This window comes from Vogesella urethralis, from assembly GCF_007644045.2.
Lineage (GTDB): Bacteria > Pseudomonadota > Gammaproteobacteria > Burkholderiales > Chromobacteriaceae > Vogesella > Vogesella urethralis.
Window position 1 is genome coordinate 71,933 of the sequence record NZ_VMDW02000047.1, and the last position, 24,916, is coordinate 96,848.

The 24,916-nt window shown below is 62.5% G+C and carries 20 protein-coding genes and 2 tRNA genes; 8 read left to right on the top strand and 14 right to left on the bottom strand.

Annotated features, from left to right (window positions below; all coding sequences use genetic code 11):
• Positions 1–122: 122 nt before the first annotated feature.
• The 7 genes from pnp to rimP form a co-directional block, all read right to left on the bottom strand.
• Complete coding sequence (gene pnp, locus FLQ03_RS02145; RefSeq protein WP_144373088.1) at positions 123–2,258, bottom strand: polyribonucleotide nucleotidyltransferase; 2,136 nt, start codon at positions 2,256–2,258, stop codon at positions 123–125.
• A 169-nt stretch (positions 2,259–2,427) separates the two neighbouring features.
• Positions 2,428–2,697, bottom strand: a complete 270-nt coding sequence (rpsO, locus tag FLQ03_RS02150) for a 30S ribosomal protein S15 (protein ID WP_144373089.1) — start codon at positions 2,695–2,697, stop codon at positions 2,428–2,430.
• A 72-nt stretch (positions 2,698–2,769) separates the two neighbouring features.
• The gene (gene truB, locus FLQ03_RS02155; RefSeq protein ID WP_144373090.1) at positions 2,770–3,693 is read right to left on the bottom strand and encodes a tRNA pseudouridine(55) synthase TruB; all 924 of its coding nucleotides are present in this window, start codon (positions 3,691–3,693) and stop codon (positions 2,770–2,772) included.
• Positions 3,690–4,133 (bottom strand): 30S ribosome-binding factor RbfA, encoded by a 444-nt coding sequence (gene rbfA / locus FLQ03_RS02160; RefSeq protein WP_144373091.1) that lies wholly within the window; start codon positions 4,131–4,133, stop codon positions 3,690–3,692. Before rbfA ends, truB begins: the two co-directional genes overlap by 4 nt.
• A 130-nt stretch (positions 4,134–4,263) precedes the next feature.
• The gene (gene infB, locus FLQ03_RS02165) at positions 4,264–7,194 is read right to left on the bottom strand and encodes a translation initiation factor IF-2 (protein WP_144373092.1); all 2,931 of its coding nucleotides are present in this window, start codon (positions 7,192–7,194) and stop codon (positions 4,264–4,266) included.
• Positions 7,195–7,240: 46 nt separating this feature from the next.
• Entirely contained in the window at positions 7,241–8,716 is a 1,476-nt protein-coding gene (nusA, locus tag FLQ03_RS02170) for a transcription termination factor NusA (RefSeq protein ID WP_144373093.1), read from the bottom strand.
• Between the two features lie 48 nt (positions 8,717–8,764).
• Positions 8,765–9,193 carry a ribosome maturation factor RimP gene (rimP, locus tag FLQ03_RS02175; RefSeq protein WP_144373094.1) on the bottom strand — a complete coding sequence of 143 codons (429 nt, stop codon included), beginning with the start codon at positions 9,191–9,193 and terminating at the stop codon, positions 8,765–8,767.
• A gap of 281 nt (positions 9,194–9,474) precedes the next feature.
• On the opposite strand from rimP, the gene FLQ03_RS02180 reads away from it, so the two are divergent.
• The 4 genes from FLQ03_RS02180 (at position 9,475) to dapE (ending at position 13,894) form a co-directional block, all read left to right on the top strand.
• Positions 9,475–11,151 (top strand): long-chain-fatty-acid--CoA ligase, encoded by a 1,677-nt coding sequence (locus FLQ03_RS02180; RefSeq protein ID WP_144373110.1) that lies wholly within the window; start codon positions 9,475–9,477, stop codon positions 11,149–11,151.
• A 149-nt stretch (positions 11,152–11,300) separates the two neighbouring features.
• Positions 11,301–12,416: a PilT/PilU family type 4a pilus ATPase gene (locus FLQ03_RS02185; RefSeq protein ID WP_144373095.1), complete on the top strand. Its 1,116-nt coding sequence runs from the start codon at positions 11,301–11,303 to the stop codon at positions 12,414–12,416.
• Between the two features lie 3 nt (positions 12,417–12,419).
• Entirely contained in the window at positions 12,420–12,770 is a 351-nt protein-coding gene (locus FLQ03_RS02190; protein ID WP_144373096.1) for an ArsC family reductase, read from the top strand.
• Positions 12,767–13,894 (top strand): succinyl-diaminopimelate desuccinylase, encoded by a 1,128-nt coding sequence (gene dapE, locus FLQ03_RS02195; RefSeq protein WP_144373097.1) that lies wholly within the window; start codon positions 12,767–12,769, stop codon positions 13,892–13,894. The genes FLQ03_RS02190 and dapE overlap by 4 nt, the downstream gene beginning before the upstream one ends.
• Positions 13,895–13,973: 79 nt before the next feature.
• On the opposite strand, the gene recR is transcribed toward dapE, so the two are convergent.
• From recR to hrcA, 5 genes are all read right to left on the bottom strand, one after another.
• A complete protein-coding gene (gene recR, locus FLQ03_RS02200; RefSeq protein WP_144373098.1) occupies positions 13,974–14,573 on the bottom strand; it encodes a recombination mediator RecR in 600 nt (199 codons plus the stop codon).
• 70 nt (positions 14,574–14,643) lie between these two features.
• Positions 14,644–14,982 (bottom strand): YbaB/EbfC family nucleoid-associated protein, encoded by a 339-nt coding sequence (locus FLQ03_RS02205; RefSeq protein ID WP_144373099.1) that lies wholly within the window; start codon positions 14,980–14,982, stop codon positions 14,644–14,646.
• 6 nt (positions 14,983–14,988) lie between these two features.
• Positions 14,989–17,004 (bottom strand): DNA polymerase III subunit gamma/tau, encoded by a 2,016-nt coding sequence (dnaX, locus tag FLQ03_RS02210; RefSeq protein WP_144373100.1) that lies wholly within the window; start codon positions 17,002–17,004, stop codon positions 14,989–14,991.
• 67 nt (positions 17,005–17,071) lie between these two features.
• Positions 17,072–18,094 carry a lytic murein transglycosylase B gene (gene mltB, locus FLQ03_RS02215; protein ID WP_144373101.1) on the bottom strand — a complete coding sequence of 341 codons (1,023 nt, stop codon included), beginning with the start codon at positions 18,092–18,094 and terminating at the stop codon, positions 17,072–17,074.
• 37 nt (positions 18,095–18,131) lie between these two features.
• Positions 18,132–19,151 carry a heat-inducible transcriptional repressor HrcA gene (gene hrcA / locus FLQ03_RS02220; protein WP_144373102.1) on the bottom strand — a complete coding sequence of 340 codons (1,020 nt, stop codon included), beginning with the start codon at positions 19,149–19,151 and terminating at the stop codon, positions 18,132–18,134.
• A gap of 222 nt (positions 19,152–19,373) precedes the next feature.
• Here hrcA and recA point away from each other — a divergent pair, with 222 nt between their 5' ends.
• From recA to FLQ03_RS02240, 4 genes are all read left to right on the top strand, one after another.
• On the top strand, positions 19,374–20,438 hold the full coding sequence (recA, locus tag FLQ03_RS02225; protein WP_144373103.1) for a recombinase RecA: 1,065 nt from the start codon (positions 19,374–19,376) through the stop codon (positions 20,436–20,438).
• Positions 20,438–20,902: a recombination regulator RecX gene (gene recX, locus FLQ03_RS02230; protein ID WP_144373104.1), complete on the top strand. Its 465-nt coding sequence runs from the start codon at positions 20,438–20,440 to the stop codon at positions 20,900–20,902. Before recA ends, recX begins: the two co-directional genes overlap by 1 nt.
• A 156-nt stretch (positions 20,903–21,058) precedes the next feature.
• Entirely contained in the window at positions 21,059–23,689 is a 2,631-nt protein-coding gene (gene alaS / locus FLQ03_RS02235) for an alanine--tRNA ligase (RefSeq protein WP_144373105.1), read from the top strand.
• 138 nt (positions 23,690–23,827) lie between these two features.
• The gene (locus tag FLQ03_RS02240) at positions 23,828–24,661 is read left to right on the top strand and encodes a type 2 periplasmic-binding domain-containing protein (protein ID WP_170252282.1); all 834 of its coding nucleotides are present in this window, start codon (positions 23,828–23,830) and stop codon (positions 24,659–24,661) included.
• 57 nt (positions 24,662–24,718) lie between these two features.
• Here FLQ03_RS02240 and FLQ03_RS02245 read toward each other — a convergent pair.
• Both FLQ03_RS02245 and FLQ03_RS02250 read right to left on the bottom strand, forming a co-directional pair.
• A tRNA-Asn gene (locus FLQ03_RS02245) sits at positions 24,719–24,794 on the bottom strand.
• A 45-nt stretch (positions 24,795–24,839) separates the two neighbouring features.
• Positions 24,840–24,915, bottom strand: a tRNA-Asn gene (locus FLQ03_RS02250).
• Between the last annotated feature and the right edge of the window lies 1 nt (position 24,916).

Below are 24,916 nucleotides of genomic sequence, written 5' to 3' on the forward strand. Positions count from 1 at the left end.
GCGTTTACCTTCTGCGGCCAACGTTGGGCCGCCGCGTCACCGTAAAACAAAACCGCCTGCTGCACAGGCAACAGGCGGTTTACCTCTGGCAGCCGTACCTTGCGGTACGGCTTGAGAGGGGCTTAGGCGCCGGACTTCAGACCCAGGTCACCCTGGCTGGCGTTCGGGTTGTCCAGCAGGGCCTTGATCGACAGGCGAACGCGGCCGCGGTCGTCCATCTCGATGGCCTTCACTTTCACGATCTGGCCTTCTTTCAGGTAGTCGGACACGTTCTTGATGCGCTCGTGAGCGATCTGCGAAATGTGTACCAGACCATCCTTGCCCGGCATGATGGACACGATGGCGCCCACGTTGTTGTCCAGAATCTTCACGACCGGACCTTCGTAGACCTTGCCCACTTCCACTTCGGCAGTGATCTCTTCGATGCGCTTCTTGGCCGCTTCGGCGCCTTCGTTCGACACGGAGGCGATGGTGATGGTGCCATCTTCCTCGATGTTGATCTCGCAACCGGTGTCCTTGGTGATGCCGCGGATGGTTTCGCCACCCTTGCCGATCACTTCACGGATTTTCTCCGGGTTGATCTTCATCACGTACAGGCGCGGTGCGTGGCTGGACAGCTCTTGCGGGCCTTCGATGGCTTCTTTCATGTGACCCAGGATGTGCAGACGGCCTTCTTTCGCCTGCTCCAGCGCGATCTGCATGATTTCCTTGGTGATGCCCTGGATCTTGATGTCCATCTGCAGGGCGGTCACGCCAGCGGCGGTACCGGCTACCTTGAAGTCCATATCGCCCAGGTGATCTTCGTCACCCAGGATGTCGGTCAGCACGGCAAAGCGGTTGCCTTCCAGGATCAGGCCCATGGCGATACCGGCCACGTGGGCTTTCAGCGGTACACCGGCGGACAGCAGCGCCAGGCAGCCACCGCATACGGAGGCCATCGAGGACGAACCGTTGGATTCGGTGATCTCGGATACCACACGCATGGTGTAGCCGAATTCGTCTTCCGCCGGCAGTACCTGTGCCAGTGCACGCTTGGCCAGACGGCCGTGGCCGATTTCGCGGCGTTTCGGCGGGCCCATGCGGCCAGCTTCACCGGTGGAGTACGGCGGGAAGTTGTAGTGCAGCATGAAGCGGTCGGTGTACTCACCGGCCAGCGCATCGATGATCTGCTCGTCTTGCTTGGTGCCCAAGGTGGTGGTCACGATGGCTTGGGTTTCGCCACGGGTGAACAGCGAGGAGCCGTGTACGCGCGGCAGTACGCCGGTGCGGATGGCGATCGGGCGCACGGTACGGGTGTCGCGGCCGTCGATACGCGGCTCGCCGGACAGGATCTGACCGCGAACGATCTCGGCTTCCAGCGACTTGAAGATGCCCTTGATCTCGTTGGCCACCAGGGTGTCGGTGTCTTCGGTAATCAGCGCGGCTTTCACGGCAGCCCAGGCAGCGTTCAGCGCTTCGGAGCGGGCACCCTTCTGGCGGATGCGGAAGGCGTTGGCGATGGCTTCGCCGGAGATGTCACGGATCTGGGCGATCAGCGCTTCGTTCTTGGCCGGCGCTTCCCAGTCCCACATTACCGGGTTCACTTCGTCAGCAAACTCGTTGATGGCGGTAATGGCAGCCTGCATCTGGTCGTGACCGAATACCACGGCGCCCAGCATCACGGCTTCGGACAGCTCTTTGGCTTCCGATTCCACCATCAGCACGGCACGTTCGGTACCGGCAACCACCAGGTCCATTTCCGAGGTCAGCAGTTCGGTCTTGGTCGGGTTCAGGATGTATTCGCCGTTGGCGTAGCCCACGCGAACCGCACCGATCGGGCCGTTGAACGGCAGGCCGGAGATGGCCAGCGCAGCGGAGGCACCGATCATGGCCGGAATGTCGGAATCCACTTCCGGGTTCAGCGACATCACGGTGGCCACGATTTGTACGTCGTGGTAGAAGCCTTCCGGGAACAGCGGACGGATCGGGCGATCGATCAGGCGGCTGGTCAGGATTTCTTTTTCGGACTGTTTGCCTTCACGCTTGAAGAAGCCACCCGGGATCTTGCCGGCAGCGTAGGTACGCTCCAGGTAGTCCACGGTCAGCGGGAAGAAATCCTGGCCCGGCTTGACGTTTTTAGAGCCGACAACCGACACCAGAACCACGGTGTCTTCTACCGATACCAGCACGGCGCCAGAAGCCTGGCGTGCTACTTCGCCGGTTTCCAGGGTGACGGTATGTTTGCCGTACTGGAACGACTTGCTTACTTTGTTAAACACTTGAGGTGCCCTTTATAGGTACTTTATGCAACGGGAACCCCTATCAATCAGCACCGGCTCGATGCGGATTTATAGAGGCTCCCCCCGTTGACTCAATAGATGCGTAAAACAGGTACTGCAGAAACGAAAAAGTCGCAGACGGGCTGCGACTTTTCCGAATTCAAACCGATTACTTGCGCAGACCCAGACGAGCGATCAGAGCGCGGTAGCCTTCAGCATCGGTACGCTTGAGGTAGTCAAGCAGACGACGACGACGGCTCACCAGTTTCAGCAGGCCGCGACGGCTGTGATGATCTTTGGTGTTGGCTTTGAAGTGCGGAGTCAGGTCATTGATACGAGCGGTCAGCAGTGCCACTTGAACTTCGGTGGAACCGGTGTCGTTTTCTTTGCGCTGGAAATCTTTAACGATGACTGCTTTTTTTTCGGCGTTCATTGCCATGAGGAATTACTCCAATATCGGTTTAGGGCGGTGAAGCCCGACAAGTGTGACGAGCCGTGACCCATTCACACTTCACACAGTGGCTGCCGGAGCAGCACAGACCCGGACCGGGTGCAACAGACCATCGTCTCTTGCCTCTGCCAGACCGAGAAATTCCCGCGTTACCTCGCGGTAAACTCGGAAACGGCGCATTGTCTCACACTTTTCGCCGCTGCGCACGGCCTGGCCATGACAAAATCGGTCGGCGTCACGCGCGGCCAACGTTTGTTCGGCAAAGTGCTGCACCAGCACGTCTACCGGCAACAGCAATTGGCCGCGCACCTCGGGCGGCGTGGCTTCCAGCTGCTCCAGCGTGATGGCATCCTGCAGCTGAAAGCCGCCGGTGGTGGTGCGACGCAGACCGGTCAGGTGCGCGCCGCAGCCCAGCATCTCGCCGATATCCTGCGCCAGGGTACGGATATACGTGCCCTTGCTGCACAGCACGTCGATCACGGCGGTGTCGCCGTCAAAAGACAACAGATCAATGCGGTGGATCACCACATCGCGCGCCTCGCGCTTGATCTCGATGCCCTCACGCGCGTACTCGTACAAGGCCTTGCCCTGGTGCTTCAGCGCCGAGTACATCGGCGGCACCTGGCTGATGGGGCCGGTGTGCGCGGCGATGGCAGCCTGCAGTTGCGGCAGGTCAAATGCCACCGGTCGCTGCAGCACCACTTCGCCTTCGATGTCGCCGGTAGTGGTGACCGCACCGAACTTCACCGTAGCGCGGTAGCCCTTGTCAGCATCCAGCAGGTAAGACGAAAACTTGGTGGCCTCACCCAGACACACCGGCAGCAGGCCGGTAGCCAGCGGATCCAGCACGCCGGTATGGCCGGCCTTGGCCGCGCTGTACAGCCAGCGCGCCCGCTGCAGCGCGGTATTGCTGCTGAGCAGGTAGGGCTTGTCCAGCAACAGCACGCCGTTGATCGGCAACTTCACGCGGCGCGGTGCACTCATGCCTTGTCGCTACCTGCTGCATCTTCGGCGTCATCGGCTGCGTCATCGCCCTCGTCAGCCACGTCATCGTGCTGCACGGTGGTGGCGTTGCCGTTTACCTCGTCGATCAGACGGCTCATGTACACGCCGCGCTCGATAGAGTCGTCGTACACGAAGTGCAGTTGCGGCATGCTGAACAGGCGGATCTGCTTGCCCAGTTCGTTACGCAGGTAACCGGCAGCACTGTCCAGCGCCTCCTGGGTGATCTCGCGCTTGCTTTCTTCCATCACGGTGTAGAACACCTTGGCGTGCGAGTAGTCACGGGTCACGTCTACTGCAGTGATGGTTACCCAGCCCACGCGCGGGTCTTTCAGACCCTTGCGGATGGTTTCGGCCAGCTCGCGCTGGATTTGCTCGGCCACGCGGTCCGAGCGGGAAAACCCTTTTTTGGCTTTTGCCATGTTTCAACTCCCGGCCACGGCAAAGCGGGCGACAGCGTCTGCTGCCGTGTTTGCGGTGGCGATAAACAGGAAAAGGCGAGTGCCGGCCAGCCTTGCGGCCAACCTTGCACCCGCCTCGGTACTCAGTGCATTACAGGGAACGTGCGACTTCCACGATCTCGAAGACTTCCAGCTGGTCGCCTTCGTGGATGTCGTTGAAGTTCTTCAGCATCAGGCCACATTCGTAGCCTTGCTTCACTTCCTTCACGTCGTCCTTGAAGCGCTTGAGCGAGTCCAGTTCGCCGGTGTGCACCACCACGTTGTTGCGGATCAGGCGGATGCTGGCAGCGCGCTTGATCACGCCGTCGGTCACCATACAACCGGCAATATTGCCCACCTTGGATACCGGAATCACCTGACGGATTTCCACGGTACCGATGATCTGCTCTTTCTTCTCCGGTGCCAGCATGCCGGACATGGCGGCTTTCACGTCGTCTACCACATCGTAAATGATGTTGTAGTAACGGATTTCCACGCCTTCGCTCTCGGCCAGCTTGCGCGCTGCTGCATCGGCGCGGGCGTTGAAGCCCACCACGATGGCTTTGGACGCGATCGCCAGGTTGATGTCGGACTCGGAGATACCGCCCACGCCGGAGTGCAGGATGTTGACGCGCACTTCTTCGGTAGACAGTTTCTGCAGGCTGCCAGCCAGCGCTTCGTAGGAACCTTGCACGTCGGCCTTGATGATGACGGACAGGCTCTGTACTTCGCCTTCGGACATCTGGGCAAACATGTTTTCCAGCTTGGCGGCTTGCTGCTTGGCCAGACGTACGTCACGGAACTTGCCAGCACGGAACAGGGCGATTTCACGCGCCTTCTTCTCGTCGGCCAGTACCATCGCGTCTTCACCGGCAGACGGCACGTCGGACAGGCCCAGGATTTCTACCGGGATGGCCGGGCCGGCTTCGTCGATCGGCTTGCCGTTTTCGTCCACCATGGCACGAACGCGACCGAAGGCAGTACCTGCCAGCACGATATCGCCCTTCTTCAGGGTACCGGACTGCACCAGCAGCGTGGCAACCGGGCCGCGGCCTTTATCCAGGCGCGCTTCCACGATGATGCCCTTGGCCGGTGCATCCACTGCAGCGGTCAGCTCCAGCACTTCGGCTTGCAGCAGGATGGCTTCCAGCAGCGCATCGATGTTCAGGCCCATTTTGGCCGACACTTCGATGAACTGGGTATCGCCGCCCCAGTCTTCCGGCACCACTTCATGCGCCACCAGTTCCTGGCGGATACGCTCGGCGTTGGCACCTTGCTTGTCGATCTTGTTCACCGCCACCACGATCGGCACACCCGCCGCTTTGGCGTGGTGGATCGCTTCGATGGTTTGCGGCATCACGCCGTCGTCGGCAGCCACCACCAGCACCACGATGTCGGTAGCCTTGGCACCACGAGCACGCATGGCGGTAAACGCTTCGTGACCCGGGGTATCCAGGAAGGTAATCATGCCGCGCGGGGTTTCCACGTGGTAAGCACCAATGTGCTGGGTAATGCCGCCGGCTTCGCCAGCAGCCACTTTGGCGCGGCGGATGTAGTCCAGCAGCGAGGTTTTACCGTGGTCGACGTGACCCATCACGGTCACGACCGGCGGACGGGAGATCTGCTCGGCCACTTCCAGGGTTTCGCCGTCGGCCAGGTAGGCTTCCGGATCGTCCGCCTGCGCAGCTTTGCCAACGTGACCCATCTCTTCCACGATGATCAGCGCGGTATCCTGGTCCAGCACCTGGTTGATGGTCACCATCATGCCCATCTTCATCAGGACCTTGATCACTTCGGCAGCCTTCACGGCCATCTTGTGCGCCAGATCACCAACGGTGATGGTTTCCGGTACCAGCACTTCGTGCACGATCGGTTCGGTCGGGGTCTGGAAGGCGTGCTGGTTATTGGCATTCTTGTGCTTGCCACCAGCCTTGCGGGCTTTCCAGTCGTTGCTGGCATCGCCACCACGAGTTTTCAGGCCCTTGCCTTTTTTACCGTCGTTCCAGTCTTTGCCACCGCCTTTTTTGGCCGGGCCGCGCTTGTCTGCCGGACGGGCATCACCAGCGGGTGCCGGCGCAGCCGTTGCAGCAGCAGCCGGACCACGTGCCGGCGCACCGCCAGCCGCCGGGCGAGCACCCGGACCTGCTGGACGCTGACCACCCTGACCCGGGCGCTGACCCTGGCCAGCCGGACGCTGTTGGCCGCCGTTACGGTCACCAGTGCGCTCGGTACGCTCGCCACGCTGCGCATCGGTACGCTGGCCGGCAGCAGCTGGCTGCATGCGCGGCTGGGTCGGCTTGGCCGAACGCGGCAGCTCTTCGGCTTTCGGCTCGGGCTTGGCCACCACCGGTGCCGGCGCAGCGGCTTCGGCCTTGGCGGCCAGACGACGCGCTTCGCGCTCTTGCTTCTCGCGCAGCAGCGCTTGCTGACGGGCACGGAACTCTGCCTGACGGCGTTCTTCCGCCGCACGCGCATCCACTTCTTCCTGACTCAGGATAGAGGTGGGTGCCGGACGAGTCAGCGTCGGCTGTTTCACCGGAGCAACTGCTGCCGCGGCCTCAACGGCCGGTTTGGCTTCAGGCTTTTTCTCTTCCACTTTGGCAGCTTCCTGTTTCGGCGCTACCGGCTTGGCAGCCGGCGCTTCAACGGGCTTGGCAGCAACCGGAGCCGGCTTTTCGGCTACTGGAGCCGGCTCGGCAGCCTTCGGGGCTTCCTGCTTCGGCGCTTCTGCCTTGGCGTCTGCCGCTGCAGCCGGCTGGTCTTCCGGACGCACGAAAGTGCGCTTCTTGCGGGTTTCCACTTTTACGGTGCTACCAGCAGCGGTATGAATCTCGCTGGTCTGCTTGCGGGTAAGGGTGACCTTGCCTTCGTCGCGGGCACCGTGGGAGGACTTCAGGTAGTCCAGCAACTGTTTCTTGTCCTGTTCGCTCAGGGTGTCTTCCAGACTGCGCTTGCTGACACCAGCGTTCTTCAGCTGTTCCAGAAGACGTTCCGGGGACAGCTTAAGCTCACTGGCAAACTGCTTTACATTCGTCAAAACCATGCGTATTCCTAATTCCTTCTAGCATTCTGTCCGAGAGGCGGCTGGTTTAGTTAAACCAGTGTTCGCGGGCTTTCATGATGAGAGCGCGAGCCGCGTCGGCTTCCATGCCTGTCATGTCGACCAGATCGTCAACGGCGAGATCGGCCAGGTCGTCACGGGTGGTCACGCCGTTTTCGGCCAGTTTGCGTACCAGCTCGGCATCCAGTCCTGCCAGATCCTTGAGCTCGTCGGCCACTTCTTCCACTTTTTCTTCCGATGCAATCGCCAGGGTGAGGATGGCGTCACGGGCGCGGCTACGCAGCTCGTTCACCAAGGTCTCGTCGAAGCCATCGATCTCCAGCATTTCGGCGATCGGCACGTAGGCCACTTCTTCCAGCGTTGCAAAGCCTTCCTGCACCAGCAGGGCAGCCATTTCTTCGTCCACACCCAGATGCTGGATGAAGTGCTCGCGCAGCTTGGCATCCTCTTCCAGGTGTTTTTCTTCCGCTTCGGTCACGGTCAGGATGTTCAGGTTCCAGCCGGTCAGCTCGGCGGCCAACTTCACGTTCTGGCCACCACGGCCAATGGCCAGCGCCAGCTGCTCTTCCTCGACCACTACGTCCATGGTGTGACTGTCTTCGTCCACCATGATGCGGTTCACTTCGGCAGGCGACAGCGCGTTGATCACGAACTGGGCAGGCTCGGCCGCCCACAGCACGATGTCGATGCGCTCGCCGGCCAGTTCCTGGGTCACGGCTTGCACGCGGGAGCCGCGCATGCCGATGCAGGTGCCTTGCGGGTCCAGACGCGGGTCGTTGGACTTGACCGCCATCTTGGCGCGCATACCCGGGTCACGGGCGGCTTCCTTGATTTCCAGCATGCCTTCTTCGATTTCCGGCACTTCCAGCTCGAACAGCTTCACCAGGAACTCGCGGGAGGTACGCGACAGCACCAGTTGCGGGCCACGACCCAGACGGTCGATGCGCAGCAGGCAGGCCTTCACGCGGTCACCCACGCGCAGGTTTTCCTTCGGAATCATCTGGTCGCGCGGCAGTACTGCTTCCAACTTGCCGCACTCGACGATGGCGTTGCCACGTTCGATGCGCTTGATGGTGCCGGTGATCAGGCTCTCGCGGCGCTGCAGGAACTCGTTCAGCACCTGCTCGCGCTCGGCATCACGGATCTTCTGCAGAATCACTTGTTTGGCAGCCTGAGCACCGATACGGCCGAACTCTACTGCTTCCATCGGCTCTTCGATCACGCTACCCAGCTCGGCGCGCGGGTCACGCTCGCGAGCCTCTTCCAGGCTCAGCTCGCGGTCTTCGTATTCCAGTGCTTCGGCGTCCACCACGGTCCAGCGGCGGAAGGTCTGGTACTGGCCATTGTGACGGTCGATTTCTACGCGAACATCCAGCTCGTCTTCGTTGAACTTCTTCTTGGTAGCAGACGCCAGCGCCATTTCCAGCGCCGAGAAAACCACCTCGCGGTTGACGTTCTTCTCGCTCGCCAGAGCGTCAACCAACAGCAAAATCTCGCGACTCATGCAATCCTCCAAATTCCGTATTCTTGTACGCGGCCAACGTCCTGCGAATTAAAACTCCGGCTCCAGGCGGGCCTTGTCGATATTCGTCAGGGGAATGGCCACGCTACGACCATCTTCCAGCGCCAGGCTCACCACACCATCGGCGATGCCCTGAATGCGGCCCATGAAGCGCTTTTGCTGCTCCACCGGCAGGCGGGTGCGGATCTTGGCAAGGCTGCCGGTGAAACGCACGTAGTCCGCTTCTTTCTTGAGCGGACGATCCAGACCTGGCGAAGACACTTCCAGACGCTCGTAATCGATGTTTTCCACCATGAACAGACGCGTCAGGTGATTGCTCACCGTTACGCAGTCTTCCACGGTAATGCCACCCGGTTTATCCATGAACACGCGGAAACCACCCCCGGGGGTCATTTCAAAATCTACAAGTTCATACCCCAAACCGGGCAGCGTGTTCTCGAGCAGCAAACGTACATCCATGGGCATCCAATTCCAGAAAAGAAAAATGGGCGAAGAACCGCCCATCCCTAAAATGCCGCGATTATAAACCACTCTTCGACAAAAGAAAACCGAGCCTTGGCGGCGCAAACCAAGCACATGCTTTGCACCGGGTCAGACATACGGTACAGTTGTCGCGCGTTGCGAAACGAACGTTTGCCAAAACAATCTATATTGAATCTGCACCCAAGCAGATCCCTAGCGCTACCCCACCAAAAACAACCGGGGGGCCACGAACCAACACGATGGAGAAGACTAACGCCATGGAAAAAATCTGGCTGAAGAATTACCAGGACGGGGTTGCTGCCGAGATCGACATCAACGAATTCAAGTCGGTGTCCGAAGTATTCGAGCGCAGTGCTGCCAAGTTCCGTGACCGCCCGGCCCTGGCCTGCATGGACAAGATCCTCAGCTACGGTGAGCTGGACCAGTTATCGGCCAACTTTGCTTCTTATCTGCAGAACACACTGGGCCTGGGCAAAGGCAGCCGCGTCGCCATCATGATGCCCAACCTGCTGCAGTACCCGGTGGCGGTGTTCGGCACCCTGCGCGCCGGCTGCACCGTGGTCAACGTCAACCCGCTGTACACCCCGCGCGAGCTGGAACACCAGTTGAAGGATTCCGGTGCCGAAACCATCGTCATCCTGGAAAACTTCGCCAACGTACTGGAACAGGTACTGCCGCGCACGCCGGTGAAAAACGTGGTGATCGCCAGCATCGGCGACATGCTGGGTTTCCCCAAGCGTCTGATCGTCAACTTCGTGGTGCGCAAGGTCAAGAAAATGGTGCCGCCATGGCAGATTGCCCGCCATACCTGCTTCAACGACGCGCTGTCGCAAGGCGCCCGCCAGCCGATGCGCAAGGTCGATATCGGTCACGATGACATCGCCTTCCTGCAATACACCGGCGGCACCACCGGCGTCTCCAAAGGCGCCATGCTCACCAACGCCAACATCATCGCCAACATGCTGCAAGCCGGCGAGTGGGTAAAACATGCAGTACGCGAAGGCCAGGAAATCATCGTTACTGCGCTGCCGCTGTACCATATCTTTTCGCTCACCGCGAACCTGATGGTGTTCACCGAGCTGGGCGCGATGAGCATCCTGATCACCAACCCGCGTGACATCCCGGGTTTTGTAAAAGAGCTGAAAAAATACAAGGTTACCGCCATCACCGGCGTCAACACCTTGTTCAACGCCCTGCTGAACAACCCCGACTTCAAAACCGTAGACTTCTCCACCTGGCGCCTGGCGCTGGGCGGTGGCATGGCGGTACAGAAGGCGGTGGCCGACAAGTGGAAGGACATCACCGGCACGCCGCTGATCGAAGCTTACGGCCTGACCGAAACCAGCCCGGCTGCCTGCATCAACCCGCTGGACCTGAAAGCCTACAACGGCACTATCGGTGTGCCGATTCCGTCCACCGAGATCCAGATCCGCGACAATGAAGGCCGTGAAGTCGGCGTAGGCGAAGCTGGCGAGCTGTGCATCCGCGGCCCGCAAGTGATGAAAGGCTACTGGCAGCGCCCGGACGAAACCGCCAAGGTCATCGACAGCCAGGGCTTCCTGGCCACTGGCGACATGGCGATGGTGACACCGGAAGGCTACGTCAAGCTGGTCGACCGCAAGAAGGACATGATTCTGGTGTCCGGCTTCAACGTGTACCCGAACGAGATCGAAGACGTGGTTGCGCTGCACCCAGGCGTGCTGGAAGTGGCCTGCATCGGCATTCCGGACGACAAATCGGGTGAAGTAGTGAAGGTGTTCGTAGTGAAAAAAGACCCGGCCCTGACAGAAGCCGACGTACTGAGCCACTGCCGCACCAATCTCACCGGCTACAAGGTGCCCAAATCGGTGGAATTCCGCCAGGAACTGCCGAAGACCAACGTGGGCAAGATCCTGCGCCGCGCCCTGCGCGACGCCGAGGTCAAACCGAGCTGAACCACACCCCCGCATGCACACAACCCGCCCAGAAGGCGGGTTTTTTCTTGCCTGCGGCCAACGCAGCCGGCATGACGATAAATGCCATCGCGCCGCGTTTCGCGTTAGACTAAGCGCATGAACGTCACCTGCCCCGCGCACCGCTTACCATGCTGATGCTGCCGTTTTTCAAGCTGATGGCCGACAAGAAGGCCAGCGACCTGTTTTTTTCCTGCGGCACCCCTCCCCAGATCAAGATCGACGGCCAGACCCTGCAGGTCAACGACAAGCCGCTGACGCCGGACAACGTCAAACGCCTGGCCTACAGCCTGATGAGCGAGGACGAAATCGCCACCTTCGAAGCCGAGATGGAAATGAACTTCGGCCGCCAGGTAGACGGGCTGGGCAACTACCGCGTCAACATCTTCCGCCAGCGCGGCCAGGTGGCGATGGTGATCCGCTACATCACCCCCAACATCCCCAGTCTGGCATCGCTGAACCTGCCCGACTCGCTGCAAGACCTGATCCGCCAGCGCCGCGGCCTGATCTTTATCGTTGGCTCCACCGGCTCCGGCAAAAGCTCCACCGTCGCCGCCATGCTGGAGCACCGCAACCAGACCCAGCCCGGCCACATCCTGACAGTAGAAGACCCGATCGAATTCATCTTCGAGCACAAGCGCGCCATCATCAACCAGCGCGAGATCGGCGTGGACACCCACAGCTACCAGAATGCGCTGAAGAACGCCATGCGCGAGGCGCCGGACGTGCTGATGATCGGCGAGATCCGCGACGCCGAAACGCTGACCTACGCCATCAACTACGCCCAATCGGGCCACCTGTGCATTTCCACGCTGCACGGCAATAACAGCTACCACACGCTGAACCGCATCATCAGCTTCTTCCCGCTGGAAAACCGCAACGCGCTGCTGATGGACCTGGCCGCCACACTGAAAGCCGTGGTATCGCAGCGGCTGGTGCAAACCGTGGACGGCAAGCGCCGCCCGGCGATGGAGATCATGTTCAACACCGCCCACGTATCGGAACTGATCCGCAACGGCGACATCGACAAGATCAAGGAAGCCATCGAAAGCAGCATGAGCGAAGGCTCGCAGACTTTCGAGCAGTCGCTGTTCCGCTTGTACAAGGACGGGCTGATTTCGCTGGACGAGGCGCTGCAGAATGCCGACTCGCCCACCAACCTGTTCTGGCTGATCAATCACGACAGCGCCAGCGGCCAGGACAAACAGGACACCACCACCTTCACCGGCTTTACACTGAACCACTAGACCATGATCACCCTCTACGGCATTCCCAACTGCGACACCGTCAAGAAGGCCCGCACCTGGCTGAGTAGCCAGCAACTGGACTTCACTTTCCACGACTTCAAGAAACAGGGCATAGACGACGCCACCTTGCGCACCTGGATCGCCGCCATCGGCCTGGACAAGCTGGTCAACCGCGCCGGCACCACCTGGCGCGCACTGGACGACGCCGAGAAAGCGCAAGCGGCCAACCCCGACACCGCCATTGCCCTGCTGCAAGCCAAACCATCGCTGATCAAGCGCCCGGTGCTGGACAACGGCGGCAAGCTGCGCGTCGGCTTCAAGGACGTGGATTACGCAGCGGAGTTCGGCCGATGAGCAGCACACTCGACCTCACCCAGGCGCTGATTCGCCAGGACTCCATCACCCCGCGCGACGAAGGCTGCCAGGAGATGATGATCGCCCGCCTGGAAGACCTGGGCTTCACCATCGAGCGCATGCCGTTCGGCGACGTCAGCAACTTCTGGGCACACCGCGGCCACGGCGCCCCGGTACTGTGCTTTGCCGGCCACACCGACGTGGTGCCCACCGGCCCCCTGGACAAATGGGACAGCCACCCGTTCGAACCCACCATCCGTAACGGCCACCTGTTCGGCCGCGGCGCCGCCGACATGAAAGCCTCGCTGGCTGCCTTCATCACCGCCAGCGAACGCTTCATTGCGGCCAACCCCGACCACGCCGGCACCCTGGCCTTCCTGATCACCTCGGACGAAGAAGGCGTGGCAGCAGACGGTACGGTGCGGGTGGTCGATGCGCTGGAAGCGCGCGGCCAACAGCTGGATTACTGCATCGTCGGCGAACCCACCTCGTCGCAGGTATTTGGCGACACCATCAAGAACGGCCGCCGCGGCTCGCTGTCCGGCCACCTGATCGTGCACGGCATCCAGGGCCATATCGCCTACCCGCACCTGGCGAAAAACCCCATCCATCTGGCGGCCCCGGCGCTGGCCGAGTTGGCCGCCGAAGTATGGGACCACGGCAACGACTACTTCCCGCCCACCAGCTGGCAGGTGTCGAACATCCACGCCGGCACCGGCGCCACCAACGTGATTCCGGGTAGCTGCGAGATCAAGTTCAACTTCCGCTTCAGCACCGAACACACCGCAGAGACGCTGAAAGACCGCGTGCACGCCATTCTGGACCAGCACCAGTTGGCCTACGAGCTGCACTGGGCGCTGTCGGGCAACCCGTTCATCACCGCACCGGGCGCGCTGACCGACGCCATCAGCCAGGCCATCGTGGACACCTGCGGCGTGACGCCGGAGCTGAACACCACCGGTGGCACCTCGGACGGCCGCTTCATCAAGCGCATCGCGCGCGAGCTGGTGGAATTCGGCCCGATCAACGCCAGCATCCACAAGCTGAACGAATGCGTGTGCGTGGACGACATCGAGCCGCTGGCCTGCGTCTACGAAAAAACGCTGCACACGCTGCTGCGCTGATCACCAGCCCCGCAGGCAAAAGCCAGCCCCGCAGGGCTGGCTTTTTTGTTGCCGGATAGCACCCGGGATACTGGCGCGCCTAGCCGACGTTGCGGCGCTCGTACATGGCTTGGGCCAGCGTGCCCGGGTCCACGTTTTCCAGCTCGCCGCCCACCGGCATGCCCCGTGCAATGCGGCTGACGCGCAAGCCCTGCGCCTTCAGCATCTCGCTGATCAGATGCGCCGTCACCTCGCCTTCGGCGGTGAAGTTGGTGGCAATGATCACCTCCTCCACCTGGCCATCGGTAGCGCGTGCCACCAGCCGTTCCAGGTCGATGTCTTTCGGGCCGACGCCATCCATCGGCGACAGGCGCCCCATCAGCACGAAGTACAGCCCGTCGTAGCAGCGCGTCTGCTCCAGCATCAGCAGGTCGGCCGGCATTTCCACCACGCACAGCAAATCCTGGCGCCGCTCGGCGTCGGCGCAGACATTACACAGCGGGGTTTCGCTGAAGGTATGGCAGCGCTCGCAGTGGCGCAAATTCATCAACGCATGGTCCAGCGCACGCGCCAGCTTGTCAGCACCGCCACGGTCTTTCTGCAGCAGATGGAACGCCATGCGTTGCGCGGACTTGGGGCCGACACCGGGCAGCACTTTCAGCGCCGCGATCAGCTGGTCGAGCGAGGGCGGGTTCTTCATGGAGGCTCCAGTAAAAAAGGTTGGCCGCAAGCAACTGCCTGCGGCCAACCTTGATCAGATCAGCGAACGATCAGAACGGCAGCTTCATGCCGGCCGGCAGGTTCATGCCGGCGGTAAAGCCCTGCATGCGCTCGGCGGAGGTTTCGTCGGCCTTGCGGCTGGCGTCGTTGAACGCGGCGGCGATCAGGTCTTCCAGCATGTCCTTGTCTTCCTTGGCGTCGGCCAGCAGGTCGTCGCTGATCGATACGCGGCGGGTAACGTGGGAGCAGGTCATCACGACCTTCACCAGACCGTTACCGGCCTGGCCTTCCACTTCCACCTGGGCCAGTTCTTCCTGGGCTTTTTTCATGTTTTCCTGCATTTGCTGGGCCTGCTTCATCAGGCCAGCGATACCGGCTTTACCAAACATCGCGGCTTACTCCTGAACGGGTTGTATTGTATCGGCGAGCAGCATGGCACCCATTTCCTGCACCAGCTGCCTGACCACCGGGTCGTTTTCCATGATCTGACGCGCTTCCGCCTGCAGCTCGCGCTTGGCGCGGGCATCGCGCATGGCGGGGGTCTCCATGTCGAGGGTCTCTACCGACACCCTCAAGGTGATGTCCCGGCCGAGATGCTCGGCCAGAACGGTTTTCAGTTTGTCCTGGTAATCGCGCGTGGCCATGCTGCGGAAGGCTTCCGGCACTGCCAGGTCGAACAGGCCGTTATCCCACTGCTTCAGCGCGGCGTTCTGCGCCAGCATGCGCGCGGCGCCCAGCTTGTTGCCCAGGCGGCGCACCAGCTCGGCCCAATCGCCGTCGAAGGCCGGGGCGGCGGGCTCGGACGGCGCGTCGGCCATCAATGCGCCGAAATCCTCGTCCATCATCATGGCGTAGGCCGGCAGCTCGTCATCGCTGGCGGTATCCAGGTTTTCCGGCTCGCGCTCGTCGTCTGCATCGACCGCCTCGCTGGCCGGCGCCGGGGCGATGACGGGTGCGGCGACCGGTGCAAGTGCTGCCACGGGAGCAAGCACCGCCGGCTTGGCGGGCGCAGTCACGGCGGCCGGGGCCGGGGCGTCTTCCCAAGGCGCCGGCTCACGCGGCGCGGCCGGGGCCGCTTTGGCAGCGGCGACGACTAGCGGCGCAGCAGGCCGCGCAGGCTCGGGTTCCGGCTCGGCCGGTGCCGGCTTGTCGGCGGCCGGCGCACTGCGCTCGGCCGGTTTCATGCCCAGCTGGGCCAGCGCCGCCCGCGCCGGCGATACACCGGCAGCCGCAGCCGCCGAGGCAGCCGGGTTGGCCGCATGGCCAGCCGGGGCCGGTTGCGACGGGCGCGCCGACGGCAACGGCCGCGCCACACTGTCGCCACCGTTTACCGGGTGGAAAGCCAGCATGCGCAGCAGCGTCATGCTGAAGCCAGCGTGTTCGTCTGGCGCCAGCGCCAGGTCGCGGCGGCCGTGCAAGGCGATCTGGTAGTACAGCTGGACGTCTTCCGGCGCCAGCGTGGCGGCCAGCGTAAACAGCGCGTCGCGCTCCGGCTCGTCGCCGGCAATGGCGTCGGGCACGGTCTGCGCCAGCGCGATCTGGTGCAGCACGTTGGCCAGCTCGGCCAGCGCGCTATCAAAACCGATACCACGCGCGGCCAACGCTTCCGCTTCGGCCATCAGGCGGGCACCATCGGCGGCGGCCAGCGCGTCCAGCAGGGTAAACAGATAGCGTTTATCCACCGCGCCCAGCATGGCGCGCACGCCCTCTTCTTTCACTTCACCCAGCCCGTAGGCGATGGCTTGGTCCAGCAGCGACTGCGCGTCGCGCATGGAGCCAGCGGCGGCGCGGCCCAGCAGCGCCAGCGCCGGGCTTTCGTAGGCAATGCCCTCTACGTCCAGCATGTGCGCCAGATGGCTGGCCACCTGCTGCGGCGTCATGTTGCGCAGGCTGAACTGCAGGCAGCGGCTCAGCACCGTCACCGGCACTTTTTGCGGGTCGGTGGTGGCCAGGATGAACTTGACGTGGGCCGGCGGCTCTTCCAACGTCTTCAGCATGGCGTTGAAGGCACTTTTGGACAGCATGTGCACTTCATCGATGATGTAGACCTTGTAGCGGCCCATGGTGGGCGTGTACTGGGCGTTTTCCAGTACTTCGCGGATATTGTCGATACCGGTATTGGACGCGGCATCGATTTCCAGCAGGTCGACAAAGCGGCCGGCGTCGATCTGCGTGCAGGCCTGGCACACGCCACACGGCTCGGCCGTGGTGCCGGTTTCGCAGTTCAGGCTCTTGGCCAGAATACGGGCAATGGTGGTCTTGCCCACGCCACGGGTACCGGTGAGCAGGTAGGCGTGGTGCAGGCGGGATTCTTTCAGCGCATTGGACAGGGCGCGCACCACGTGCTCCTGGCCGACCAGGTCGGCAAAGCGCTTGGGGCGCCACTTGCGGGCGAGAACTTGATAGGTCATGGCGGCCGATTCTAAAGGGATTCGCCAGCGATGGCGACTATTTCTGCGCTGGCCGCCCCGCCCCGATTCAGTTCACGCTGCCTTGGCTGGCGGCCATTCTGGCCTGCAGAAAGCGGGCGCGCATTTCCTGCGACAGCTCGTGCGCCACCATCGCGTACAGCGTGCTCTTGTTGTAACGGGTGATGGTGTAGAAGTTGTTCAGGCCCAGCCAGTAGCGAGTGACCCCCGGCGCCACTTCCAGCGGCACCAGCACCGCCAGCGCATCGTCGCGCACCGGCGCTTGCGGCAGCACGCCACGCGCTTTCAGCTCGGCCACCGTGTAGTGCAGGTTGAACTTGTCGGCGGCCAACTCGTCCGGCACCGTGCCCGGCGCCAGCTCGGCCGGAATCACCACGTCGTCGCCCCCCAGCCAGCCGTGCTCGCGGAAGTAGTTGGCCACGCTGCCAATGGCGTCGGCCGGGTTGTTCCAGATGTCCTTGTGGCCATCGCCGTCAAAATCTACCGCCCACTTGCGGTAGCTGGACGGCATGAACTGCGGCAAGCCCATGGCGCCGGCGTAGCTACCCTTCAGGCTCAGCGCGTTGACGTTCTCGCTGCGCGCCAGGCGGAAGAACTCGGTCAGCTCGGCACGGAAGAAGTCGGCACGGCGCGGGTAATCGAACGCCAGCGTGGTCAACGCATCGGCCAGGCGGAAGCTGCCGGTGTTGCGGCCGTAGCGCGTTTCAATGCCGATGATGGCCACGATGATCTCGGGCGCCACGCGGTAGGTCTCGGCGGCACGTTGCAGCGTGGCTTCATTTTGCTGCCAGAAGGTCACGCCCTCCTGCATCAGCTTGTCGCTATAGAAGTTGGGGCGGAACTGGTACCACGGCCGTGCGGTGGACGGCTTGTCCATGATGGCGATGATGTTCGGCTTCGGCTCCACATTGGCAAACACGGTTTCCAGCTCGGCACGGGTCAGCTCGCCGCTGGCGACCTGCTCGTCGATATAGCGCTGCACGTCCGGGCGCATCAGTAGCGCCACGTCGGCATGGGTGGCCACGCTGGCCAGCAGCAGGCCGGCCGCGGCCAGCACGGTCTTGAAAGTCATGGCGATTATCCGCAGGAAAGGTTGGCCGCAAGGCGGCCTAGTCATTGAAATTGAGGGCGCTGGACACCAGGCGTGCGGTGATGTCCACAATCGGAATCACCCGCTCGTAAGCCATGCGCGTGGGCCCCACCACGCCCAACGTGCCCACTACCTGGCCGTTCAGGCGATACGGCGCGATCACCACGCTGCAGTCGTCCAGCGTCATCACGCCGGACTCGTCGCCGATGAAAAGGTTCACCCCCGGCGCGCGGCGGCTTTGCTCCAGCAGCTGCAGCAGCTCGGTCTTACGCTGGAAGGTATCGAACAGTTCGCGCAGCCGGTTCAGGTCGCCAGAGAAGTCGCTGACATTCAGCAGCTTGCCCTCGCCGCTGATCACCAGGTCGTCGCCGCCAGACAGCGCTTGCTGCCCGAACAGGATGGCCATCTGCATCAGCTCGGAGATGTCGCCGCGCAGTTGCTGCAGCTCCTCGCCCACCCGGCTGGCAATGCGGTCGAAGGCGTGGCCGGCGTAATGCTGGTTGAGGAAGTTGGCCGCCTCCACCAGCTCGCTGCTGCTGTAATCGCGCGCGGTGTTGAACAGGTGGTTCTGCACATCGCCTTCCAGCGTCACCAGAATCAGCAGCACCCGGCGCTCGGACAAGCGCAGGAACTCCACCTGGCGGAAGGCAGCGTCGGCGCGCTGCGGCGTCATCACCACGCCGGCAAACTGCGTCAGCTCCGACAGCAGCTGCGACGCAGCCTGTACCACGCGCTGCGGGCTATCCGGCTGCAGGTTGTGGCGCAGCTCGGCCACCGCCGGCTCCCCCAGCTGCTGCACGGTAAGCAAGCGGTCGACAAACAGCCGGTAACCACGCGGCGTGGGCACACGCCCGGCCGACGTGTGCGGCGAGGCGATCAGGCCCAGGCCTTCCAGGTCGGCCAGCATATTGCGGATGGACGCCGGCGACAGCTCCAGGCCGGACACCGCCGCCAGCGTCTTGGACGCCACCGGCTGGCCGTCGGCGATGTAGCGCTCTACCAGAACCTTGAGCAGATGTTGGGTGCGATCGTTCAGCATGCAGCCATTCTGTCACAGCTTGCCGCATCGCCAAAGCCCCGCCGCGACACGGCCAACCGGGCCGGCCATTCGTGCGATAATCAGCGCTTGGCCAGCCACCCTGCGTGGCCGGTGTGGCGTTCTTGCACCGGCGGCTGCGTTTTTATTTGGCAGGCCGGATGAAAACGTACATAATCAAACCCATCACGAATTTGAACTCAACGATTTCCGATTGGAGCAAGCATGGCAGAGCGTTCCGAAGACAAGAGCAAGGCACTGAGCGCAGCGCTGGCGCAGATTGAAAAGCAGTTCGGCAAAGGCTCGATCATGCGCATGAGCGACAACCAGATCACCGAAAACCTGCAAGTGATCAGCACCGGCTCGCTGGGCCTGGACCTGGCACTGGGCGTGGGTGGCCTGCCGCGCGGCCGTGTGGTGGAAATCTACGGCCCGGAATCGTCGGGTAAAACCACGCTGTGTCTGCAAGTGGTAGCCGAAGCCCAAAAACTGGGCGGCACCTGCGCCTACATCGACGCCGAAAACGCGCTCGACCCGCAATACGCGCAGAAACTGGGCGTCTCGGTAGAAGACCTGCTGATCTCGCAACCGGACACCGGCGAACAGGCACTGGAAATCTGCGACATGCTGGTGCGCTCCGGCGGCGTGGACGTGATCGTGGTGGACTCGGTTGCCGCGCTGGTACCGAAGGCCGAAATCGAAGGCGAGATGGGCGACAGCCACGTCGGCCTGCAGGCCCGCCTGATGAGCCAGGCGCTGCGTAAACTGACCGGCAACATCAAGCGCACCAACACGCTGGTGATCTTCATCAACCAGATCCGCATGAAGATCGGCGTGATGTTCGGCAGCCCGGAAACCACCACCGGCGGTAACGCGCTGAAGTTCTACGCCTCGGTGCGCATGGACATCCGCCGCATCGGCGGTATCAAGAAGTCCGACGAAGTGGTAGGTAACGAAACCCGCGTCAAAGTAGTGAAAAACAAGGTATCGCCGCCGTTCAAGCAAGCCGATTTCGACATCCTGTACGGCGAAGGCATCAGCCGCGAAGGCGAGATCATCGAGCTGGGCGTGGAGCACGGCTTCATCGACAAATCCGGTGCCTGGTACGCCTACAACGGCCAGAAGATCGGCCAGGGTAAGGACAACACCCGCGAGTGGCTGAAGGCCAACCCGGCCATCGCCCAGGAAGTGGAACGCAAGATACGCGAAGCCGTCGGCGTGAAAGTACAGATCACCGAAGGCCAGCCGGACGAAGACGACGCCCTGCTGGACGACACCTTCGACGCCTGATGAGTACGGGCAAAAGCCTGAAGGCGCGAGCCGTCGACCTTCTTTCCCGCCGCGAGCACACGCGGCTGGAACTGAAGCGGCGGCTCGCGCCGTTTGCACAGGAAGGCGACGACCTCGACGCCGTGCTGGACGAACTGGCCGGCAAGCACTGGCAATCGGACAGCCGCTTTGCCGAGCAGTTTGCCGATAGCCGCAGCCGCAAGTACGGCAGCCGCCGCATCGCCATGGAAATGCGCGAACGCGGCGTGGACGCCGACACCATCAAGGCCACGCTGTCCGGCCGCAGCGACCTGGCCACCGCGCGCCAGCTGTGGCTGAAGAAATTCGGCCAGCCACCCGCCGACGCTGCCGAACGCGCCAAACAGATGCGCTTTCTGGCCAGCCGCGGTTTCGGCATGGACACCATCCGCCAGGTAATCAAGGGCAGCGACGACTGGCCCGACGAGCACGACGGCGATTTATAGCAAGCGGCACCGCCAGCCGCGCCAAAAAGCCGCGTTTCGGGTGTAAAGGTTGGCCGCAAGGCTTGCCAGCAACGTGTGCAGTTGCCACAATCGACCCGATATTCACGCGTCGCGTGTCGCCGTTTTCAGAATCCGATTCAATACGACCCAATCCCTATGAAAACTTCTGCCATCCGCCAGAAATTCCTGGAGTTCTTTGCCTCCAAAAACCACCAGGTTGTGGCTTCCAGCAGCCTGATTCCGGGCAACGACCCCACCCTGATGTTCACCGTCGCCGGCATGGTGCAGTTCAAGGACCTGTTCCTGGGCTTCGAAAAGCGCGACTACACCCGCGCCACCACCAGCCAGAAGTGCCTGCGCGCCGGCGGCAAACACAACGACCTGGAAAACGTCGGTTACACCGCGCGTCACCACACCTTCTTCGAAATGCTGGGCAACTTCAGCTTTGGCGACTACTTCAAGCACGACGCCATCACCTACGCCTGGGAATTCCTCACCGGCGAGCAATGGCTGAACCTGCCGAAAGACAAGCTGATGGTCACCGTGTACGCCAGCGATGACGAAGCCTACGACATCTGGCACAAGACCGTTGGCCTGCCGGCAGAGAAAATCGTCCGCATCGGCGATAACAAGGGCGCACCGTACGCGTCCGACAACTTCTGGACCATGGGCGACACCGGCCCCTGCGGCCCGTGTACCGAGATCTTCTACGACCACGGCCCGAGCGTGGCCGGCGGCCCTCCGGGCAGCCCGGACGAAGACGGCGACCGCTTCATGGAAATCTGGAACAACGTTTTCATGCAGTTCAACCGCGACGAAACCGGCACCCTGCACCCGCTGCCGAAACCGTCCGTCGACACCGGCATGGGCCTGGAGCGCCTGTCCACCGTGCTGCAGAACGTGAAGTCCAACTACGAAACCGACGCCCTGGCCTGCCTGGTGCGCGCCGCTGCGCGTGAAACCGGCGTGCCGTACAGCCAGGACGTGCCGTCGCTGAAAGTGATCGCCGACCATATCCGCGCCTGCTCGTTCATGATCGCCGATGGCATTCTGCCGTCCGCCGACGGCCGCGGCTACGTACTGCGCCGCATCGCCCGCCGCGCCATCCGCCACGGCTACAAGCTGGGCCAGAAAGGCCTGTTCTTCCACAAGATCGTCGCTGATCTGGTGGCAGAGATGGGCGACGCCTACCCGGAACTGCGCCAGAAGCAGGCCGAGATCGAAGACGCACTGCGCGCCGAAGAGATCAAGTTTGCCGAAACGCTGGATACCGGCATGGCGCTGGTTGACGCCGCACTGGCTGGCGGCAAAACCGCCATGGACGGCGACACCATCTTCAAGCTGTACGACACCTACGGCTTCCCGGTCGACCTGACTGCCGACATCTGCCGCGAGCGCAATATCGAAGTGGACATGGCCGGCTTCGAGCGCGCCATGGAAGCGCAGCGCACCCGCGCCCGCGCCGCATCGGCGTTCAAGGTTGCCGGCAACCTCAGCTACGAAGGCAGCGATACCACCTTCCACGGCTACAGCCAGACCAGCGTCGACGCCCGCATCGTGGCCCTGTACAAAGGCACCGAGCAAGTGGACGCCCTGGCAGCCGGCGACGACGGCGTGGTGGTACTGGACCACACCGCCTTCTACGCTGAAGGCGGCGGCCAGGTCGGCGACGTAGGCGAAATCTCGGTCACTGGCGGCGTAGACGCACTGTTCGACGTGGCCGACACCCAGAAAGTGAAAGCCGCCGTCTTCGGCCACACCGGCCGTCTGGCCCGTGGCGCGCTGAAAGTGGGCGACACCGTACAGGCCACCATCGACCTGCACAAACGCCTGGCCACCACCCGCAACCACTCGGCCACCCACCTGCTGCACGCTGCACTGCGCAAGGTACTGGGCAGCCACGTGGCGCAAAAAGGCTCGCTGGTGAACCCGGAGCGCACCCGCTTCGACTTCGCCCACGGCCAGCCGGTGACTGCCGACGAGATCGCCGAGATCGAGCGCCTGGTCAACCACGTGATTGCGGCCAACTACGACGTCAAAGCCGAACTGATGAGCTTCGACGACGCCGTGCGCGCTGGCGCCATGGCGCTGTTTGGCGAGAAATACGGCGATGAAGTACGCGTACTGACCATGGGCGACTTCTCTGCCGAACTGTGCGGCGGTACCCACGTACAGCGCACCGGTGACATCGGCTTCTTCAAGATCGTGACCGAAAGCGGCGTAGCTGCCGGCGTGCGCCGTATCGAAGCCGTTACCGGCGAAGGCGCGGTGGCCTACGTACAAGCCCAGGACGCCCTGCTGAAAGCCGCTGCGGCCAACCTGAAGGCACAAAGCAGCGATGAAGTACTGGGCAAGATCGGCAGCCTGCAGGCCGATGTGAAAGCGCTGGAAAAAGAACTGGCCGCCATCAAGGCCAAACTGGCCGCCAGCGCCGGCGACAGCCTGGCCGAGCAAGCCAGCGAAGTGAACGGCGTCAAGCTGCTGGCCGCGGAGCTGGAAGGCGCCGACAACGCCACCCTGCGCGACACGCTGGACAAGCTGAAAGACAAGCTGGGCTCCGCTGTGATCGTGCTGGGCAGCAAGGCCGACGGCAAGGTAGCGCTGATCGCCGGCGTCACCAAGGACCTGACCGGCCGCTTCAAGGCTGGCGAACTGGTGAACCACGTGGCACAGCAGGTAGGCGGCAAAGGCGGTGGCCGTCCGGACATGGCCCAGGCCGGCGGCACCCAGCCGGAAAACCTGGCTGCCGCACTGGCCAGCGCCAAAGACTGGCTGGCTGCCAAGTAAGACAGCCACCCGGCAAGCAACACCCCCGCGCCCAGGCCCGGGGGTGTTTTTTTGATGACGCGCCGGCAAAGCAACACATCCTTGCAGTTCGACCCGCATCAGCCACACTGAATGGGTAGCCCAGCCGGACACCCCGCCATGCACCCTGCCCACCCGCCTCGCTCCAGCACTGCCTACCGCCGCAAGCTGCGTGGCCTTCGCCTGACTGGCGTGCTGTTGCTGGGCTGTTGCAGCGCTGCTGGCGCGCAGCAAAACAGCAACGAGCTGATCGCCGTCACCGAGCCTTGGCCACCCTACAACACCTTCAGCAACGACGAGACGCCAGACGGCGCCCACGGCCTGATTGTGCAGCGCGCACTGGCGCTTGGCGGCCTCAGCGCCACGATCAGCGTTTATCCGTGGGCACGCGCCATGGCGCTGGCAGAAAACCGCCCCAACACGCTGCTGTTCAGCCTGGCGCGCACACCCGAGCGGGAAAGCCGTTTTATCTGGATAGGCAAGCTCAGCCAGACGCAACAGTTTCTATGGCGACTGCCTGCTCACCAGAGCAGCAGCAACCTGCAACAGATCATTACCTGCTGCAGTATCTGTACGGTACGCAAGGATGTCAGCGAAGAGGCGCTACGGGAACAGGACAAGACGCAACGGCTGCAGCTGGTGCTGACCGGCAGCCACCACGACTGCCTGCGCATGCTACGGGGCGGTAGCGTGCAATTCATGGCCGGCTCGCCATACCGGATCAAGGCCACGCTGCTACAAGCCAGCTTACCCGCCAGCCTGCTGCAACGCGACGTGGCCATCGCCCCGCCGCGCGAGCTGTATCTTGCGGCCAACCTGGACACCCCTACAGGCACTATCCGCAAACTGCAACAAGCGATGCAGCAATTGCAGGACAGCGGTGAAAGCGAACGGCTGCTGCAACAGGTACTGGCCAGGCCGCTACCGATGGCAGAGAAACCGGCACCGCCATGATGGCAGCGCACAAAGCAAAAAAGACAAACCCGCCAAAAGGCGGGTTTGTCTTGATGGTGGCTCCCCGAGCAGGGCTCGAACCTGCGACCTGCGGATTAACAGTCCGTCGCTCTACCGACTGAGCTATCAGGGAACATACTGCATGAAGCACCGCCCGAAGGCTTTACTTCCAAATTGTTGGCTCCCCGAGCAGGGCTCGAACCTGCGACCTGCGGATTAACAGTCCGTCGCTCTACCGACTGAGCTATCAGGGAA

Coding starts and splice junctions, on each gene's coding strand:
- rpsO (WP_144373089.1), bottom strand. CDS start 2,697: ATGGCAATGAACGCCGAAAAAAAAGCAGTCATCGTTAAAGATTTCCAG.
- truB (WP_144373090.1), bottom strand. CDS start 3,693: ATGAGTGCACCGCGCCGCGTGAAGTTGCCGATCAACGGCGTGCTGTTG.
- rbfA (WP_144373091.1), bottom strand. CDS start 4,133: ATGGCAAAAGCCAAAAAAGGGTTTTCCCGCTCGGACCGCGTGGCCGAG.
- infB (WP_144373092.1), bottom strand. CDS start 7,194: ATGGTTTTGACGAATGTAAAGCAGTTTGCCAGTGAGCTTAAGCTGTCC.
- nusA (WP_144373093.1), bottom strand. CDS start 8,716: ATGAGTCGCGAGATTTTGCTGTTGGTTGACGCTCTGGCGAGCGAGAAG.
- rimP (WP_144373094.1), bottom strand. CDS start 9,193: ATGGATGTACGTTTGCTGCTCGAGAACACGCTGCCCGGTTTGGGGTAT.
- FLQ03_RS02180 (WP_144373110.1), top strand. CDS start 9,475: ATGGAAAAAATCTGGCTGAAGAATTACCAGGACGGGGTTGCTGCCGAG.
- FLQ03_RS02185 (WP_144373095.1), top strand. CDS start 11,301: ATGCTGATGCTGCCGTTTTTCAAGCTGATGGCCGACAAGAAGGCCAGC.
- FLQ03_RS02190 (WP_144373096.1), top strand. CDS start 12,420: ATGATCACCCTCTACGGCATTCCCAACTGCGACACCGTCAAGAAGGCC.
- dapE (WP_144373097.1), top strand. CDS start 12,767: ATGAGCAGCACACTCGACCTCACCCAGGCGCTGATTCGCCAGGACTCC.
- recR (WP_144373098.1), bottom strand. CDS start 14,573: ATGAAGAACCCGCCCTCGCTCGACCAGCTGATCGCGGCGCTGAAAGTG.
- FLQ03_RS02205 (WP_144373099.1), bottom strand. CDS start 14,982: ATGTTTGGTAAAGCCGGTATCGCTGGCCTGATGAAGCAGGCCCAGCAA.
- dnaX (WP_144373100.1), bottom strand. CDS start 17,004: ATGACCTATCAAGTTCTCGCCCGCAAGTGGCGCCCCAAGCGCTTTGCC.
- mltB (WP_144373101.1), bottom strand. CDS start 18,094: ATGACTTTCAAGACCGTGCTGGCCGCGGCCGGCCTGCTGCTGGCCAGC.
- hrcA (WP_144373102.1), bottom strand. CDS start 19,151: ATGCTGAACGATCGCACCCAACATCTGCTCAAGGTTCTGGTAGAGCGC.
- recA (WP_144373103.1), top strand. CDS start 19,374: ATGGCAGAGCGTTCCGAAGACAAGAGCAAGGCACTGAGCGCAGCGCTG.
- recX (WP_144373104.1), top strand. CDS start 20,438: ATGAGTACGGGCAAAAGCCTGAAGGCGCGAGCCGTCGACCTTCTTTCC.
- alaS (WP_144373105.1), top strand. CDS start 21,059: ATGAAAACTTCTGCCATCCGCCAGAAATTCCTGGAGTTCTTTGCCTCC.
- FLQ03_RS02240 (WP_170252282.1), top strand. CDS start 23,828: ATGCACCCTGCCCACCCGCCTCGCTCCAGCACTGCCTACCGCCGCAAG.